Origin of the sequence: Streptomyces dangxiongensis, assembly GCF_003675325.1 — a bacterium.
Taxonomy (GTDB): Bacteria; Actinomycetota; Actinomycetes; order Streptomycetales; family Streptomycetaceae; genus Streptomyces; species Streptomyces dangxiongensis.
Genome location: NZ_CP033073.1, coordinates 4894443 through 4909242 on the forward strand (window position 1 = coordinate 4894443; position 14800 = coordinate 4909242).

Here is a 14800-nt window from a genome sequence, read left to right on the forward strand (position 1 = left end):
CATGGCCAGCAAGGCTGAGAAGATCGTCGCCGGGCTCGGCGGCATCGACAACATCGAGGAGATCGAGGGCTGCATCACCCGGCTGCGCACCGAGGTGTCCGACCCCTCGCTGGTCGACGACACCGCCCTGAAGGCCGCCGGCGCCCACGGCGTCGTCAGGATGGGCACCGCCATCCAGGTCGTCATCGGCACCGACGCGGACCCGCTCGCCGCGGAGATCGAAGACATGATGTGAGCACGCCCGCTCACCGGTGAACCCGGTTCACCCCACAAGGGGCTCTTCCCGACGCGGGAGGAGCCCCTTCCGCCTGTGCCGATAGGCTCGTCGGCATGTCTCGCATCGACGGCCGTACCCCCGAACAGCTCCGCCCGGTCACCATCGAACGGGGATGGAGCAAGCACGCCGAGGGCTCCGTCCTCGTCTCCTTCGGCGACACCCGGGTCCTCTGCACCGCATCCGTCACCGAAGGCGTCCCGCGCTGGCGCAAGGGCAGCGGCGAGGGCTGGGTCACCGCCGAGTACGCCATGCTGCCCCGCGCCACCAACACCCGCGGCGACCGCGAGTCCGTCAAGGGCAGGATCGGCGGCCGCACCCACGAGATCTCCCGGCTCATCGGCCGCTCCCTGCGCGCCGTCATCGACTACAAGGCGCTCGGTGAGAACACCGTCGTCCTCGACTGCGACGTCCTCCAGGCCGACGGCGGCACACGCACGGCGGCCATCACCGGCGCCTACGTCGCCCTGGCCGACGCCGTCGCCTGGGCCCAGGGCAGGAAGCTCGTCAAGGCCGGCCGGAAGCCGCTCACCGGCACCGTCAGCGCCGTCTCCGTCGGCATCGTCGGCGGCGTCCCGCTGCTCGACCTCTGCTACGAGGAGGACGTGCGCGCCGAGACCGACATGAACGTCGTCTGCACCGGCGACGGCCGCTTCGTCGAGGTCCAGGGCACCGCCGAGGCCCAGCCCTTCGCCCGCGCGGAACTCGACGCCCTGCTCGACCTCGCCGTCGCCGGCTGCGCCGACCTGACCGCACTCCAGCAGGCCGCCCTGGAGCGGACCCGGGAGAGCTAGCCGGTTCCTTCCGGCGGTGGGGGGAGACGCCGGCGGCCGGCAGCGGTCGCCGGCAGCCGAGTGGGCCGTCTCGCCGGTCCGCCGCGGGACCGCCCGGCGCCCGGGGGCCCGCCCCGGCGCCGCAGAGCAACCCGTCGGGCCTCCCCGGCGTCCCTGTGGGTACGGGCGCACGACCCATCGGCGTGCGCCCGGCCAGCCGTACCAGGGAGGGGACCCCATCATGGCCGCCAGCCGACGCTCACGCCGGCACCGCGTCACCGCCATCGCCGCCGCCGTGGCCGCCGCCGCACTCACCGCCGGCCTCACCACCGGCTGCGACGCCGTGAACAAGGCCCTGGACTGCGTGCAGACCGCCGACGCCATCGCCGACAACGTCACCGACCTCCAGCAGGCCGTGGAGAACGCCGCCGACGACCCCTCGCAGACCGACGCCTCGCTCGACTCCATCGAGAAGAGCCTGCGGAAGATCGGCGACAAGACGGACGACACCGACGTGAACAAGGCCGTGGACGACCTGAACCAGGCCATCGGCAACGTCCGCGCCGCCATCCGCGACGGCGACGACACCCCCGACGTCGGTCCCGTCACCGACGCGGCCGGCGAACTCACCAAGGTCTGCACGTCGTAGCACCGTTGGGTCGTACCGCCGTTGGGCCGTAGCGCCGTGGGGGAGGGGGCCGGGGTCTCTCACGCGGTCGCCCGCGCCTGGGCGGGGCGCCTCAGCGCTCCCCGCCGCGGTACCGCTGCCGCTCCCGCTGCTCGTCCCGGCGCCCGATCCGGCGCGCCGGGTCCAGCGCGTGCCGCTCCGCGCGGCGCGCGCGCCGCAGCTCGTGCCGGGACTCCCTGCGCTCCAGCTTCTCCTGGCGGCGCCGCTCCTTCAGCCGCTGCCGCTGCGCGCGCGAGAGTTTGCGTTCCACGCCGACCCCGCCCCAGAACGCGAAGCCGCCGACGACCACCCGCGGGGCACCCGGCGCGGACGGAACGTCGCCCGGCGGATGCGCGAAGGTGCCCATCACCCCGATCCCGCGCACGTCGACCTCGACCCCCGGCGGCACGACGACCTGAAGGCCGCCCATGACGGCCACACAGAAGATCTCGACCTCACGCTCCGCGAAGTCCGCGTCCCTGAGGTCGATCACGCCGCCGCCCAGGAGGGCGAAGCAGTTGAACCGTCTCGGTACCGTCCAGCGGCCCTTGCGCTCGAACCCCGACAGGAGCGCGACCGCCCACGCCGAGGACCCCGCGCCCCCGGTGATCCGGTCCGCCCAACCACCGTCGCCCACCGGCGCCTTGGTGAAGGACACCGGGGCCGGTGCCACGGCGCCGGCCCCGGGCAGATCGCGGGTCAGCGGCGCCAGCTCACCGTACGTCCGCGCGGTGCAGGCCGCCTCCAGCCGCTCCTCGAACTCCTCCATGACGAGCCGCCCCTCGGCCAGGGCGTCCCGCAGGATCTCGGCGACTCGCTCGCGGTCGGCGTCGGACGCGCGGAGGTCCGGGGCTGCGTCATCGCTCATGGCGACACCCTACGAGACGGCCCTCTCCGCGTACATCCTGGCGATGACGGCCTCGATGTCCGGTTCCCGCACCGACAGATCCACCAGCGGGTACCGGGCCGCCAGGTCCGCCACCAGGGGCGCCGCCGACCGCCCCGCGGGGAACGCCAGCCACTGCCGCGGCCCCTCCACCCGCACCACCCGCGCCGACGCCACCTCGACCGGCGGCAGTTCCCGCTCCAGGTCCACCACCAGCGTCCGTTCGCTCTCCCCGGCCTCGTGCAGCCCCGCCAGCGAACCGTCGTGCACCAGCCGCCCGTGGTCGATCACCATCACCCGCGAACACAACTGCTCGATGTCCTGGAGGTCGTGCGTGGTCAGCAGCACCGTCGTACCGCGCTCGGCGTTCACCTCCCGCAGGAACTCCCGCACCCTGGCCTTCGACACGACGTCCAGACCGATCGTCGGCTCGTCCAGGTACAGCACCTCCGGATCGTGCAGCAGCGCCGCCGCGATGTCCCCGCGCATCCGCTGCCCCAGCGAAAGCTGCCGCACCGGCACGTCCAACAGGGCGCCCAGATCCAGCAGTTCCACCAGCCGGTCCAGGTTCTGGCGGTAACGGGCGTCCGGGATGCGGTACATGCGGTGTGCCAGCCGGTAGGAGTCGGCCAGCGGCAGGTCCCACCACAGCGTGGTCCGCTGCCCGAACACCACACCGATCCGGTGCGCCAGCCGCACCCGCTCCCGCGCCGGATCGATGCCGGCCACCCGCAGCCGCCCCGCGCTCGGCGTCAGGATGCCGGTCAGCATCTTGATCGTGGTCGACTTCCCCGCGCCGTTCGGCCCGATGTATCCGACCATCTCCCCACGCGCCACGGTGAACGAGATCGAGTCCACCGCTCGCACCTCGTGCCGCTCCCGCTTGAGGAACCCGGCCTTCCGACGCACCTCGAAGACCTTCTCGACCTTCTCCAGAGCGATGAAGTCATTCACGCTAACTCCCTGTGCCGCGATACGAACGCAGTCCCGCCCGCCAGGCCAGCCCCGCCGCCGCACAGCACCCCACCGCCACCAGCGGCGGTGTGAACGCGGCCCACTCCGGCAGGTCCAGCGGATACGGCCGCCCCAGCACGTAGCACGCGGGCAGCCAGTTGACGAAGGCCAGCGGCAGCACGAACGTCACTCCGCGCACCAGCTCCTTCGCGAACACCGTCGGCGGATACTGCAACAGCGTCGTACCGCCGTACGTGAAGGCGTTCTGCACCTCCGAGGCGTCCTGCGCCAGGAACTGGAACGCCGCCCCCGCCACGAACACCGCGGCGAAGATCCCGAAGCCGCTCACCACCGTCACCGGCAGCAGCAGCACCTTCGGCACCGTCCACGCGATGTCCAGCCGGGTCAGCGACCAGCCCAGCACCAGCGCCCCCTGCGTCACCCGGCCCAGCCGGCGCAGCGCGAACCGGTCGGCCGCCACCTGCGCCAGCACCGGCGCCGGCCGCACCAGCAGCGTGTCCAGCGTGCCGTCCCGCACCCGCCGCCCGAGCCGGTCCATCGAGCCGATCACCAGATCCGCCAGCCCGAACGAGGTCGCCGACAGCCCGTACAGGAACGCCACCTCGGGCAGTGAGTAGCCGCCCAGCGTGTCCACCCGGGAGAACATCAGCATGATCGTGACGAAGTCGAAGAAGGTCGCCGCGAAGTTCCCGAACGTGGTCATGGCGAACGACGCGCGGTAGGCCATCGTGGACCGCACCCACATCCCCGCCACCAGCCGGTACGCCCGCACCCACCCGGCCAGCCGCTCCAGCGCCCCCGGTGCCGCCGGGCTCCCCTCAGCCACCCTGCACCACCACCCGGCGCGTCGCCGCCGACTGCACCAGCCGCCCCCCGCCCAGCAGCACCACCGCCCACGCCGCCTGGAACAGATAGGTGGGCAGCGGCTCCGCGCGGCCCAGCAGGATGTCCGCCGGCGCCTGGAGCAGCGCGGACCACGGCAGCGCCCGTACGACCTCGCCGAACGCGCCCGGGAACACGTTCAGCGGCAGCAGCATCCCCGAGCAGAAGAACCCCAGCAGCCACGCCATCTGCCCCACGCCGGTGCCGTCCAGCAGCCAGAACGCGCTCAGCGCCACCAGGTACCGGATGCCGAAACCCACCAAGCATCGCGAGCAGTACGGCGACCAGGAAGGCCACCCAGGTGCCGGCGTCGGACGGCAGGTACACCGGGAAACACAGCGTGCCGAACAGGAACGGGACGACTCCCCGGCCGAGTAGCTGGAACGACGCCCGGCCCAGGTCCGCCGCCAGCCACCACAACTGGAGGTCGGCCGGCCGGTACAGGTCGATCACCACATCCCCCGTACGGATGCGCTCGATCAACTCCTCCTCGACGCCCCCACCGCCGATCGCGAGCGTCGACAGGAACGCCTGCCCGAGCCAGACATAGGTGACGACCTGCGCCTGGTCGTACCCGCCGAGGTGCGGCCTCTGGTCCCACAGCGCGCGGTAGGTGTAGACGAGGATCAGCCCGAAGGCAGTGTTGGTGAACACCCCTGCCGCAGTGGCGGCCCGATAGGTCGCGTACCGTCTGAAGCCCCCTGCCGCGACGGCCGCATACAACCGTCCCGTACCCACGCGAGTCGACCTCCTCGGACTGCTCGACACCGAAGCGCAGGAGCCTAGTCCGGAGCCCCGGTGGTCGGCCACGCGTTATCCGGCCGGAAGCGTGCCGGAATCCGGGAACGGAACGCCAGGTGCGAGAGTCTTCAAACAGGGGGCGCAGAAGGCGTACGAGGCGTACGGGAACGTACGACGCGAAACAGGAGTCCGTGCACGACATGAGCGACGAGCCGCAGCCGCAGCAGCCGAACGAGGGCGCGGCACCGAAAGAGCCGCTGCCGGCTGAAGGGCCCGGGAACCCGGGGCGCCGCGAGGAGACGGCCGGTGAGCCGCGCGGGGGGACGAGCGGGTCCGACGACACCACGAGGCGACCGGCCCGCCCCCGGCCCACCACGACCGGCCCCGCGAACCCCGGCAGCGGAGCCGGTTCCGGGACCCGCGGAGCCGAGGGCACCCGCGCGGGCGCCCCGGACGTGCCCGGCCCCGACGCCGGCCGCAGCACACCGGGAGCACCCGGCCGTGACACGGACCGGACGCCCCGGACCGGTTCCGGCCCGGCGGACCCGACGGCCGGGCGCGGCTCCGGCCCGGCCGCCCAGGACCGTACGGCTTCCGTGATCCGCGCCCGCCGGGCGGCCCAGGGCCGGACGGAAGCGCCGGAAGCCGCGGACACCGGCAAGCCCGGGCTCACGGGCACCGCCATGGGCACCGCCGGCGCCGAGGGCGCGGGCGGGACTGCCGGTTCGGGTGGCGCCAAGGGCTCCGGCGGGACTGGCGGTTCCGGTGGCGTCAAGGGTTCCGGTGACGCTTCCGGTAAGCGGTCCGGCGCCGGCGGGGCGGGTGCCTCCGAGGGGGCGTCCGCCTCGGAGCGGGCCCAGTCGGCCGAGAGCACCCAGGTGCTCCGGCGCATCACCCCGCCGAGGGCATCCGAGGCGCCCGCGGCCGGTTCCGCGTCCTCGGCTCGGTCCGGGAAGGGCGGCCGGCAGCCGCAGGCGGGTCAGGCGTCCGGTGCCGCAGAGGCGTCCGGCAAGGCGGCCGGTGCCGCCGCGGGTGCCGGTACGGCCGCCGGTTCCGACGGGGCGGCGGGTGCTGCCCAGGGTTCCGGCAAGGCGGCCGGTGCCGGTGGGGCGCCGGCGGCCGAGACCACGCAGGTGCTGCGGCGGGTCGGTGCGCCTCGCTCGGGGGAGCCCGGTGACGCCGGCGCCTCCTCGGCGGGGAAGCAGGACCCCGCCGGACGCACTCCCCGTGCCTCCGTGCCCCGCCCGGCCGGCCGGAACTCCGGCACCGGCCCCGCCGCCAAGAGCGCCGGTGCCACCGCCGCGGTTGCCGCCACTGGCGCCGCCGCCGCGTCCTCCCCGGCCGCCGCCCGAGCCGCCCGAGCCGCCCGCGCGGCCGGAGCCGCAGGGGCAGCCGCCGGTGCCGTCGCCGGAGCCGCCAGTGCCGCCGGAGCCGCCGCTCAGGCATCCCCGGCCGGTGCCGGTGCCGCCGCCCGTCCGGGCTCCTCCGAGGCCGAGACCACCGCGCTCGCCGCCACGGACGGCCCGGCCGGCGGAGGCAGCGACAGCGGCAAGGGCAAGGGCAAGGCCGCCGACGGTGGCGGCAAGGGCAAGCGGCCCAGGCGGACCGGGTTGCGGCGGCTGCTGCCGACCTGGCGCATGGTGCTCGGCACCTTCGTCGTCGGCGTACTCCTCGTCGTCGGCCTCTTCTTCGTCGGCTACTCCCTGGTCCAGATCCCCTCGGCCAACGCCTTCGCCACCAAGCAGGCCAACGTCTACCTCTACGCCGACGGCTCCCAGATCGCCCGCGACACCCGCGACAGCCAGGTCAACCGCGAGAACGTCGGTCTGGCCGAGATCTCCAAGGACGCCCAGCACGCCGCACTGGCCGCCGAGGACCGCGACTTCTACACCGAGTCCGCCGTCGACCTCAAGGCGATGCTCCGCGCCGGCTGGAACACCGCGACCGGCAAGGGCAAGCAGTCCGGCTCCACGATCACCCAGCAGTACGTGAAGAACTACTACCTGGGCCAGGAGCAGACGGTCACCCGCAAGGCCAAGGAGTTCTTCATCTCGATCAAGCTGGACCGTGAGAAGTCCAAGAACGAGATCCTGGAGGGCTACCTCAACACCAGCTACTTCGGCCGCGGCGCCTACGGCATCCAGGCCGCCGCCCAGGCCTACTACGGCCGTGACGCCGCCGACCTCGACCCGGCCCGCGCCGCCTATCTCGCCGCGCTCGTCAACGCGCCCAGCGAGTACGACGTGGTGGCGCACCCGGAGAACAGGAAGGCGGCCGTCGCCCGCTGGAACTACGTGCTGGACGGCATGGTGAAGAAGGGCTGGCTCAGCCAGGGCGAGCGCGCCGGCGCGAAGTTCCCCATGCCCAAGCAGCAGATACTCTCCACGGGCCTGTCCGGTCAGCGCGGTTACCTCGTCGATGCGGTCAGGCACTACCTGATCACCAACAAGATCGTCACGGCCGACCAGTTGCAGGCCGGCGGCTACCGCATCACCACCACCATCCAGAAGAAGAAGCAGGACGCCTTCGTCAAGGCCGTCGACGACCAGCTCATGTCCAAGCTGGACAAGGAGAACCGCAAGGCCGACACCTACGTCCGGGCCGGCGGGGCCTCCGTCGATCCGAAGACCGGTGAGGTCGTCGCCATGTACGGCGGCGTCGACTACGTGAAGCAGTACACCAACGGCGCGACCCGCGGTGACTTCCAGGTCGGCTCGACGTTCAAGCCGTTCGTGTTCACCTCGGCGGTGGAGAACGGCTCGACCACCCAGGACGGCCGCACGATCACCCCGAACACGATCTACGACGGCACCAACAAGCGCCTCGTCCAGGGCTGGAGCGGCGCGCCGTACAACCCGGAGAACGAGGACCAGAAGTCGTACGGCCCGATCACCGTCGGCAAGGCCACCGATCTGTCGGTGAACTCGGTGTACGCGCAGATGGCCGCCGACGTGGGTCCCGCCAAGGTCAAGCAGACCGCGGTCGACCTGGGCATCCCCGCCGGCACCCCGGACCTGTACCCGTCCCCGTCCATGGCCCTCGGCACCGCCAACGCCAGCGTCCTGGACATGGCGGAGGCGTACGCCACGCTCGCCAACCACGGCAAGCACGGCACGTACACGCTGGTGCAGAAGATCACCAAGGACGGCACCGAGCCGATGGAGCTGCCCGGGCGCCCGGCCAGGCAGGCCGTCAGCCGGGAGGCCGCCGACACCACCACCTCCGTGCTGCGCAGCGTGGTCGAGAGCGGCACCGCCACCGCCGCGCAGAACGCGGGCCGGCCGGCGGCCGGCAAGACCGGTACCGCCGAGAGCGACACCGCCGCCTGGTTCGCCGGATACACCCCCGACCTGGCCACCGTGGTGTCCGTCATGGGCCAGGACCCGGTGACGGCCAAGCACATGCCGCTGTACGGCGCCCTCGGCGTGAACCGTATGAACGGCGGTGGCCCGCCCACCCAGATCTGGGCCCAGTACACGCGGGACGCGTTGAAGGGCAAGCCGGCCGGCGCCTTCGACCTCCAGCTCCAGACCGGCGCCGACCAGCCCCAGGCGCCCGGCACCACCGCTCCCACCCAGCCCGGCACCGACGCCGGCCAGGGCACCGGTGGCACCGCCACGGACGGTGGCACGGCCGGCGGCGGCGCGACCGCCACCCCGACCGACGGCGGCACCACCGGCACCCCCACCGACGGCGGTACGGCCACCGACGGCGGCACCCCCACCGACGGGGGCACGGCCACAGGCGGGGGCACCACCACCACTACCGGTACCGGCGGTGACACGACCGGCGGCGACGGCACGACCACGGACGGGGGCGTCCCCACCGGCGGCGGTACGACCGGCGGCGGTGGCCCGACCACCGGTGGCGGCGGCACGGCGGGCGGCGGCACCCAGGGCGGCAACACCACCGGCACCGACACGGGCACCGGCACCGGAGGTTTCCCCGGCACCTGAGGTCAGTGGCCGCCGGTCGCCTTCAGCCCCACCACGGCGACCAGCAGCAGACACACGAAGAAGACGCGGGCGGCGGTGACCGGCTCACCCAGCACCACCATGCCGAGCACCGCCGCACCGGCCGCGCCGATGCCCACCCACACGCCGTAGGCCGTGCCGATGGGCAGGGACCTCGCGGCGTACGACAGCAGGATCATGCTGGCGACGATGCCGGCCCCGGTGAACAGACTCGGGACCGGCCGGGTGAAGCCCTCGCTGTACTTCATCCCGACCGACCAGCCGACCTCCAGCAGACCGGCGACGACGAGCAGGACCCAGGCCATGACAGGCACCTCCGAGACGCGGCGACGATTTCGCGGGTGCGTCGTCTTTGCCTTCGACCCGGTACGGCGCGTCTCGTCGGGTTCCTTCCGAACATAGCAAAAGCACGGCGAAGAGGGCCGGTGACCATGGTCACCGGCCCTCTTCGCCGTTGCTCCGGGGAGTCAGAGATACAGGCCCGTGGAGTCCTCCGACCCCTCGAACCGGTCCGCGGCGACGGCGTGCAGATCACGCTCGCGCATCAGCACGTACGCCACGCCCCGCACCTCCACCTCCGCCCGGTCCTCCGGGTCGAACAGGACGCGGTCCCCGGGCTCCACCGTCCGTACGTTCTGGCCGACCGCGACGACCTCGGCCCAGGCCAGCCGCCGTCCGACCGCCGCGGTGGCGGGGATCAGGATGCCGCCCCCCGACCGCCGCTCACCCTCACCGGTCTCCTGCCGCACGAGAACCCGGTCGTGCAGCATCCGGATGGGCAGCTTGTCGTGATGGGGGGTGCTGTGCTCGTTTCTGTTGGCGCTCACGCTGTGAACCTACCTGTCCTCGCCCGGCCCGTACGCGCCCGGGTCACCGTCGCCTCAGCCCCGGCGCCGCCGGGACGCGAGGGCCAGCAGCCCCACGACCCCCACGACGACGAGCGCGGCCGGCACGACCCGCTCCGGCCGGGGTGCGCCCTCCTCGTCCACGAATTGCCCCCGTAGCTCGCTCACCACCCGGTTCACCTGCACGTATGCGCGTCCGACCGTGTGATCGACGTTCGCGACGACCTTGGCCTTCGCGTCCCCGACGATCGTCTTCGGGTGAACCCGCACCCCGATCTCGTCGAGCGTCTCGGCCAGCACTTCACGGCGGCGCCTGATGGCCGCCTCGATCTGCGCCGGGGTTCTGGTGTCCGACGTGTCCGCCACCGTACGGCCTCCGAAGTCTGCTGATGCTGTTCCGGACAGTCTGTCAGCTCCTGCCCGCACCGCACCGCAAGGCCCCCCGGTTACGCTGGTCCGATGAGCGAGCGACTCCAGCCCGGGGACGTTGCCCCCGCCTTCACCCTCCCCGACGCCGACGGCAACGACGTCTCCCTGTCGGACCACGAGGGCCGCAAGGTCATCGTCTACTTCTATCCGGCCGCCCTGACCCCCGGCTGCACCAAGCAGGCCTGCGACTTCACCGACAACCTCCAGCTCCTGGCCGACGCCGGCTACGACGTCATCGGCGTCTCCCCCGACGAGCCGGAGAAACTCGCGAAGTTCCGCGAGAAGGAGTCCCTGAGGATCACCCTGCTGGCCGACCCCGACAAGCGGGTCACCGAGGCCTACGGCGCCTACGGCGAGAAGAAGAACTACGGCAAGACGTACCTGGGGGTCATCCGCTCCACGGTGATCGTCGACGAGCAGGGCAAGGTCGAACGGGCCCTGTACAACGTCCGCGCGACGGGCCACGTAGCGAAGATCATCAAGGACCTGGGCATCTGACCGCCCCTGTCCGCCGCCCCGCGGCCCGTACCGGCGCGAGGCGGTGCGGGCCGCTCTCCGTTCCGGGCACGCGGTCACGGGGGACCGGGCCGTCGGGGTGGCCGGGAATCCCCCGGAGCGCGGCCCCCCGTGACCGGTAGCATGTGCGTGGCACGCGGCCGTGGCGGAATTGGCCTACGCGCAACACTTAGGATGTTGTGGGAGAAATCCCTTGAGGGTTCGAGTCCCTCCGGCCGCACACGTGTGAGCGCGAAGGCCCGCCCAGGACCCCTGGGCGGGCCTTCCTGCTCCCGTGGTCAGCCCACCAGCTCCCGGACCACCGGCACCAGCGCCCGGAACGCCTTCCCCCGGTGGCTGATCGCGTTCTTCTCCCGCGGGCTCAGCTCGGCGCACGTCCGGGTCTCGTCCTCCGGCTGGAGGATCGGGTCGTAGCCGAAGCCGTTCGTGCCGGCGGGGGCGTGCCGCAGGACGCCCCGCAGCCGGCCCTCCACCACCCGCTCCGTGCCGTCCGGCAGGGCGAGGGCGGCGGCGCACGCGAAGTGGGCGCCGCGGTGTTCGTCCGCGATGTCGGATAGCTGGGCCAGGAGCAGTTCCAGGTTGGCGCGGTCGTCGCCGTGCCGGCCCGCCCAGCGGGCGGAGAAGATGCCGGGCGCGCCGCCCAGGACGTCGACGCAGAGGCCGGAGTCGTCGGCGACGGCCGGCAGGCCGGTGGCCCGCGCGAGGGCGTGGGCCTTCAGCAGGGCGTTCTCGGCGAAGGTGACGCCGGTCTCCCTGACGTCGGGGATGTCGGGGTAGGCGTCCGCGCCGGTCAGTCCGTGCGGCAGGCCTGCCTCGGCGAGGATCGCCCTCAGCTCGGTGATCTTTCCGGCGTTGCGGGTGGCGAGGATCAAGCGGGTCATGCCCGCCAGTATTCCTCGCCTCCCCCTCACAGCTCCGTCTGCCCCGCCCCCCGCAGCGTGCGCAGGTCGAAGACCTCGGCCATCCTGGCGAAGCCCAGGTCGCCGGGGTGCAGATGGTCGCCGGAATCGTACTCCGCGCGCAGCCGGCGGGGGTCGTACGGATCCCGCAGCGCCCGGTCGAAGTCGACGACGGCGTCGTACACGCCGCCCGCCCGGATCCGCGCGTTGACCTGCTGCCGCACGGCCTCGCGGGCCGGGGTGAAGCCGCGGTGGCCGCGGAAGGGCATCAGGGTGGCACCTACGGCCTTCAGGCCGCGGGCGTGGGCCTGGCGGACGAGGGTGCGCAGGCCGGTGACGATGCGGTCGGGGTCGGCCAGCTCGCGGTTGCGGAGGATGTCGTTGACGCCGAGGTCGATGACGACGGCCCTGGCGTTGGTGCGGGAGAGCGTGTCGCGACCGAAACGGCCGAGGCCGCTCTGGTTCTCGGCGGGCCGGCCGAGACCGTCGGCGAGGACCTGGTTGCCGCTGATGCCCTCGTTGACGACGCTGTAGCGCGGCAGTTGACGCCCGCCTTCCAGGGCGCCGCGCAGCCGGCCGGCGAGGATGTCGGGCCAGCGGTGGTTGGCGCCCGTGGTGGAGGTGATGCCGTCGGTGATGGAGTCACCGAAGACGACGACGGTGCCGTCGGCCTCGTTGCTGAGGACGTCGAGCGCCGTCAGATATCGCCAGTAGGGGGTCTGTTGCGTGTACGGGGCGCCGGTCACGTCCTCGGCGCGCTCGCCGTCGGCGACGAAGGACGTCTGGCGGGCGTGGGGGTGGTAGGTGACCGGCCCGGAGGCGGTGGGGGAGTAGGTGGTGACGAGGACGTCGCTGCCGCGCGGGATGGTGAGGCGTACGGCGTCGCTGACGGTCTGTCCGCCCGCGGGGACGACGACGCCGGTGCCGCCGTCGAAGGTGAGACGGCGCATCGTCGTCGCGTCGGCCGCCGCGGTGCCGTCCCCGGCCGAGAGCGCGATCGTGGCGTGGGTGAGGGTCAGCGGTGACTGGCCGTACAGATTGGAGAGCGTGATGCGGGCACTCGTACCGCCGGTGGCGGTGTGGACGACGTTGCGGACCGAGCGGCCCGCCATGCCGGCCGCCTCGGTGCCGGGTTCGCCGCCGACCGGTGCGGTGGCCCAGGCGCCCACCCAGGTGCCGGTGGAGGCGGGGGCGGCGGCGGAGTCGCGGTGCGGGCGGCTGTCGGCGAGGGTGCCGCGGACGGTGCCGGCGGTGCCGTCATCGGCCGCGACGGTGACGTAGATGGCGGCGGAAAGGGCCGCGACCAGCGCGACGAGCGCGCACAGGACGGCATAACCATGACGCTTGGTCATGCTTGTGTTGTTCTCCTCGGGAGATGGGAGCCCGAGGCTCCGATCTTGCTGAGCCCATGATCCGTCATGGGCCGGGGAGATCTGACAGGACCCTGCCACTACTCCCGTAGAGACAGACGCCGGGAACCCCGGTTTCGTTCCAGAAGTCGGTCGGACAGGGACAATTGTGTGCGGGATCACCGAACGGGTGGAGCTGATGGAACCTACCGAGACGGGAACGCAGGGACGGGGCACGTCGTACCGGACCATGACCGCGTTCACCCCGGCCGACGAGGAGCGCCGGCGCGGGGTGCGGCGGATGAAGCTGACGGCGGCGGGGCTGCTGCTGCTGGTGGCCGTGGTGTACGTGCTGGCGAAGGTGGCCGGCCACGCGGGAGCCGGGACGTGGACGGGCTATGTGGCGGCGGCGGCCGAGGCGGGCATGGTGGGCGCGCTCGCCGACTGGTTCGCGGTCACGGCGCTCTTCCGGCACCCGCTCGGCCTGCCCATCCCGCACACCGCGATCATCCCCAACAAGAAGGACCAGCTAGGCGTCTCGCTGGGCGAGTTCGTCGGGGAGAACTTCCTCTCCGAGGACGTCGTACGGCAGCGGCTGCGCGCGGTCGGGATCGGCGGCCGGCTCGGCACCTGGCTCGCGGAGCCGGAGCACGCCGACCGCGTGACGGCGGAGCTGGCCACCGCGCTGCGCGGCGCGCTGACGGTGCTGCGGGACTCGGACGTGCAGGCGGTGGTCGGCGAGGCGATCACCCGGCGGGCGGACGCCCGGGAGATCGCGCCCCGACTCGGCACGATGCTGGAGAAGGTCGTCGCCGACGGCGGGCACCGGCGCGTGGTCGACCTGGTGGTGACCCGCGCCCACGACTGGCTGGTGCTCCACCGCGACGACGTGATGGTGGCCGTGGAGGGCGGCGCCCCCGGCTGGACCCCGCGGTTCGTGGACCGCAAGGTCGGCGAGCGGGTCTACAAGGAGCTGCTGCGCTTCGTCATCGAGATGCGGGACATGCCCTCCCATCCGGCGCGCGGCGCCCTCGACCGCTTCCTCACCGACTTCGCCGCCGACCTGCAGTCCGACACGGACACGCGCGCCCGGGTGGAACGGCTCAAGACCGAGGTGCTGGGCCGGGGCGAGGTGCAGGAGCTGATCGCGTCCGCGTGGACGGCCGTACGGTCGATGATCGTGGCGGCGGCGGACGACGAGCGCAGTGAGCTGCGGCTGCGGGTGCGGGCCGCGCTGCTGTCGCTGGGCACGCGGATGGCGACCGAGTCGAAGGTGCAGGGAAAGGTCGATAGCTGGGTGGAGGGCGCGGCGGTGCACGTCGTGACGACGTACCGCAAGGAGATCACCTCACTGATCACGGACACCGTGGCGGGCTGGGACGCCGAGCACACCACCCGCAAGATCGAGGCGCACATCGGTCGCGACCTCCAGTTCATCCGGATCAACGGCACAGTCGTGGGCTCCCTGGCCGGGCTGCTGATCTACACGGTGTCGCGCGGGCTGGGCGCCTGACGCAACCGGCCCGGCCGAGGGGCCGGGGCTCCTGCGGCCGGGGCAGTTGCCGGACCGGGCCGGCGACCTGGCGGGGC

General features: G+C 72.8%; 14 protein-coding genes, 1 tRNA gene, 1 pseudogene and 1 riboswitch. Of the genes and pseudogenes, 7 read left to right on the forward strand and 9 right to left on the reverse strand.

Annotated elements, in window-relative coordinates; translation table 11 throughout:
* The first annotated feature begins 1 nt into the window (after position 1).
* The 3 genes from D9753_RS21985 to D9753_RS21995 all read left to right on the forward strand — a co-directional run bounded on the left by D9753_RS21985 (position 2) and on the right by D9753_RS21995 (position 1696).
* A complete protein-coding gene (locus D9753_RS21985; protein WP_121788543.1) occupies positions 2-235 on the forward strand; it encodes a glucose PTS transporter subunit EIIB in 234 nt (77 codons plus the stop codon).
* Positions 236-330: 95 nt separating this feature from the next.
* Complete coding sequence (gene rph / locus D9753_RS21990) at positions 331-1068, forward strand: ribonuclease PH (protein ID WP_121788544.1); 738 nt, start codon at positions 331-333, stop codon at positions 1066-1068.
* Positions 1069-1288: 220 nt separating this feature from the next.
* Complete coding sequence (locus D9753_RS21995) at positions 1289-1696, forward strand: prefoldin domain-containing protein (RefSeq protein ID WP_121788545.1); 408 nt, start codon at positions 1289-1291, stop codon at positions 1694-1696.
* Between the two features lie 91 nt (positions 1697-1787).
* On the opposite strand, the gene D9753_RS22000 is transcribed toward D9753_RS21995, so the two are convergent.
* From D9753_RS22000 to D9753_RS22015, 4 genes and pseudogenes are all read right to left on the reverse strand, one after another.
* Entirely contained in the window at positions 1788-2582 is a 795-nt protein-coding gene (locus tag D9753_RS22000) for a DUF1707 SHOCT-like domain-containing protein (RefSeq protein ID WP_121788546.1), read from the reverse strand.
* 9 nt (positions 2583-2591) lie between these two features.
* Positions 2592-3554 carry an ABC transporter ATP-binding protein gene (locus D9753_RS22005; protein WP_205614227.1) on the reverse strand — a complete coding sequence of 321 codons (963 nt, stop codon included), beginning with the start codon at positions 3552-3554 and terminating at the stop codon, positions 2592-2594.
* 1 nt (position 3555) lies between these two features.
* Positions 3556-4401 carry an ABC transporter permease gene (locus D9753_RS22010; protein ID WP_240468238.1) on the reverse strand — a complete coding sequence of 282 codons (846 nt, stop codon included), beginning with the start codon at positions 4399-4401 and terminating at the stop codon, positions 3556-3558.
* Positions 4394-5195 (reverse strand): annotated as a pseudogene (locus tag D9753_RS22015) (ABC transporter permease). Before D9753_RS22015 ends, D9753_RS22010 begins: the two are co-directional and overlap by 8 nt.
* 1136 nt (positions 5196-6331) lie before the next feature.
* On the opposite strand from D9753_RS22015, the gene D9753_RS22025 reads away from it, so the two are divergent.
* Positions 6332-9154, forward strand: a complete 2823-nt coding sequence (locus tag D9753_RS22025; protein WP_121788548.1) for a transglycosylase domain-containing protein — start codon at positions 6332-6334, stop codon at positions 9152-9154.
* Positions 9155-9156: 2 nt separating this feature from the next.
* On the opposite strand, the gene D9753_RS22030 is transcribed toward D9753_RS22025, so the two are convergent.
* From D9753_RS22030 to D9753_RS22040, 3 genes are all read right to left on the reverse strand, one after another.
* Positions 9157-9477 carry a DMT family transporter gene (locus tag D9753_RS22030; protein ID WP_121788549.1) on the reverse strand — a complete coding sequence of 107 codons (321 nt, stop codon included), beginning with the start codon at positions 9475-9477 and terminating at the stop codon, positions 9157-9159.
* Between the two features lie 35 nt (positions 9478-9512).
* A riboswitch (guanidine-III (ykkC-III) riboswitch) is annotated at positions 9513-9575 on the reverse strand.
* Positions 9576-9639: 64 nt separating this feature from the next.
* Positions 9640-9999: a GroES family chaperonin gene (locus D9753_RS22035; RefSeq protein ID WP_014672972.1), complete on the reverse strand. Its 360-nt coding sequence runs from the start codon at positions 9997-9999 to the stop codon at positions 9640-9642.
* 54 nt (positions 10000-10053) lie between these two features.
* Positions 10054-10383 carry a DUF3618 domain-containing protein gene (locus D9753_RS22040; RefSeq protein WP_121788550.1) on the reverse strand — a complete coding sequence of 110 codons (330 nt, stop codon included), beginning with the start codon at positions 10381-10383 and terminating at the stop codon, positions 10054-10056.
* A gap of 93 nt (positions 10384-10476) precedes the next feature.
* On the opposite strand from D9753_RS22040, the gene bcp reads away from it, so the two are divergent.
* Together bcp and D9753_RS22050 are read left to right on the forward strand one after the other, a co-directional pair.
* On the forward strand, positions 10477-10944 hold the full coding sequence (gene bcp / locus D9753_RS22045; protein WP_121788551.1) for a thioredoxin-dependent thiol peroxidase: 468 nt from the start codon (positions 10477-10479) through the stop codon (positions 10942-10944).
* Positions 10945-11098: 154 nt separating this feature from the next.
* Positions 11099-11182: transfer RNA gene (locus D9753_RS22050), tRNA-Leu, on the forward strand.
* Positions 11183-11240: 58 nt separating this feature from the next.
* On the opposite strand, the gene rdgB is transcribed toward D9753_RS22050, so the two are convergent.
* Positions 11241-11843, reverse strand: coding sequence for an RdgB/HAM1 family non-canonical purine NTP pyrophosphatase (rdgB, locus tag D9753_RS22055; protein WP_121788552.1), 603 nt, complete (start codon positions 11841-11843; stop codon positions 11241-11243).
* Between the two features lie 26 nt (positions 11844-11869).
* A complete protein-coding gene (locus D9753_RS22060) occupies positions 11870-13213 on the reverse strand; it encodes an SGNH/GDSL hydrolase family protein (protein WP_121788553.1) in 1344 nt (447 codons plus the stop codon).
* Between the two features lie 196 nt (positions 13214-13409).
* Between D9753_RS22060 and D9753_RS22065 the strand changes: the two genes are divergently transcribed.
* Positions 13410-14723, forward strand: a complete 1314-nt coding sequence (locus D9753_RS22065; protein WP_121791222.1) for a DUF445 domain-containing protein — start codon at positions 13410-13412, stop codon at positions 14721-14723.
* The last annotated feature ends 77 nt before the right edge of the window (positions 14724-14800 follow it).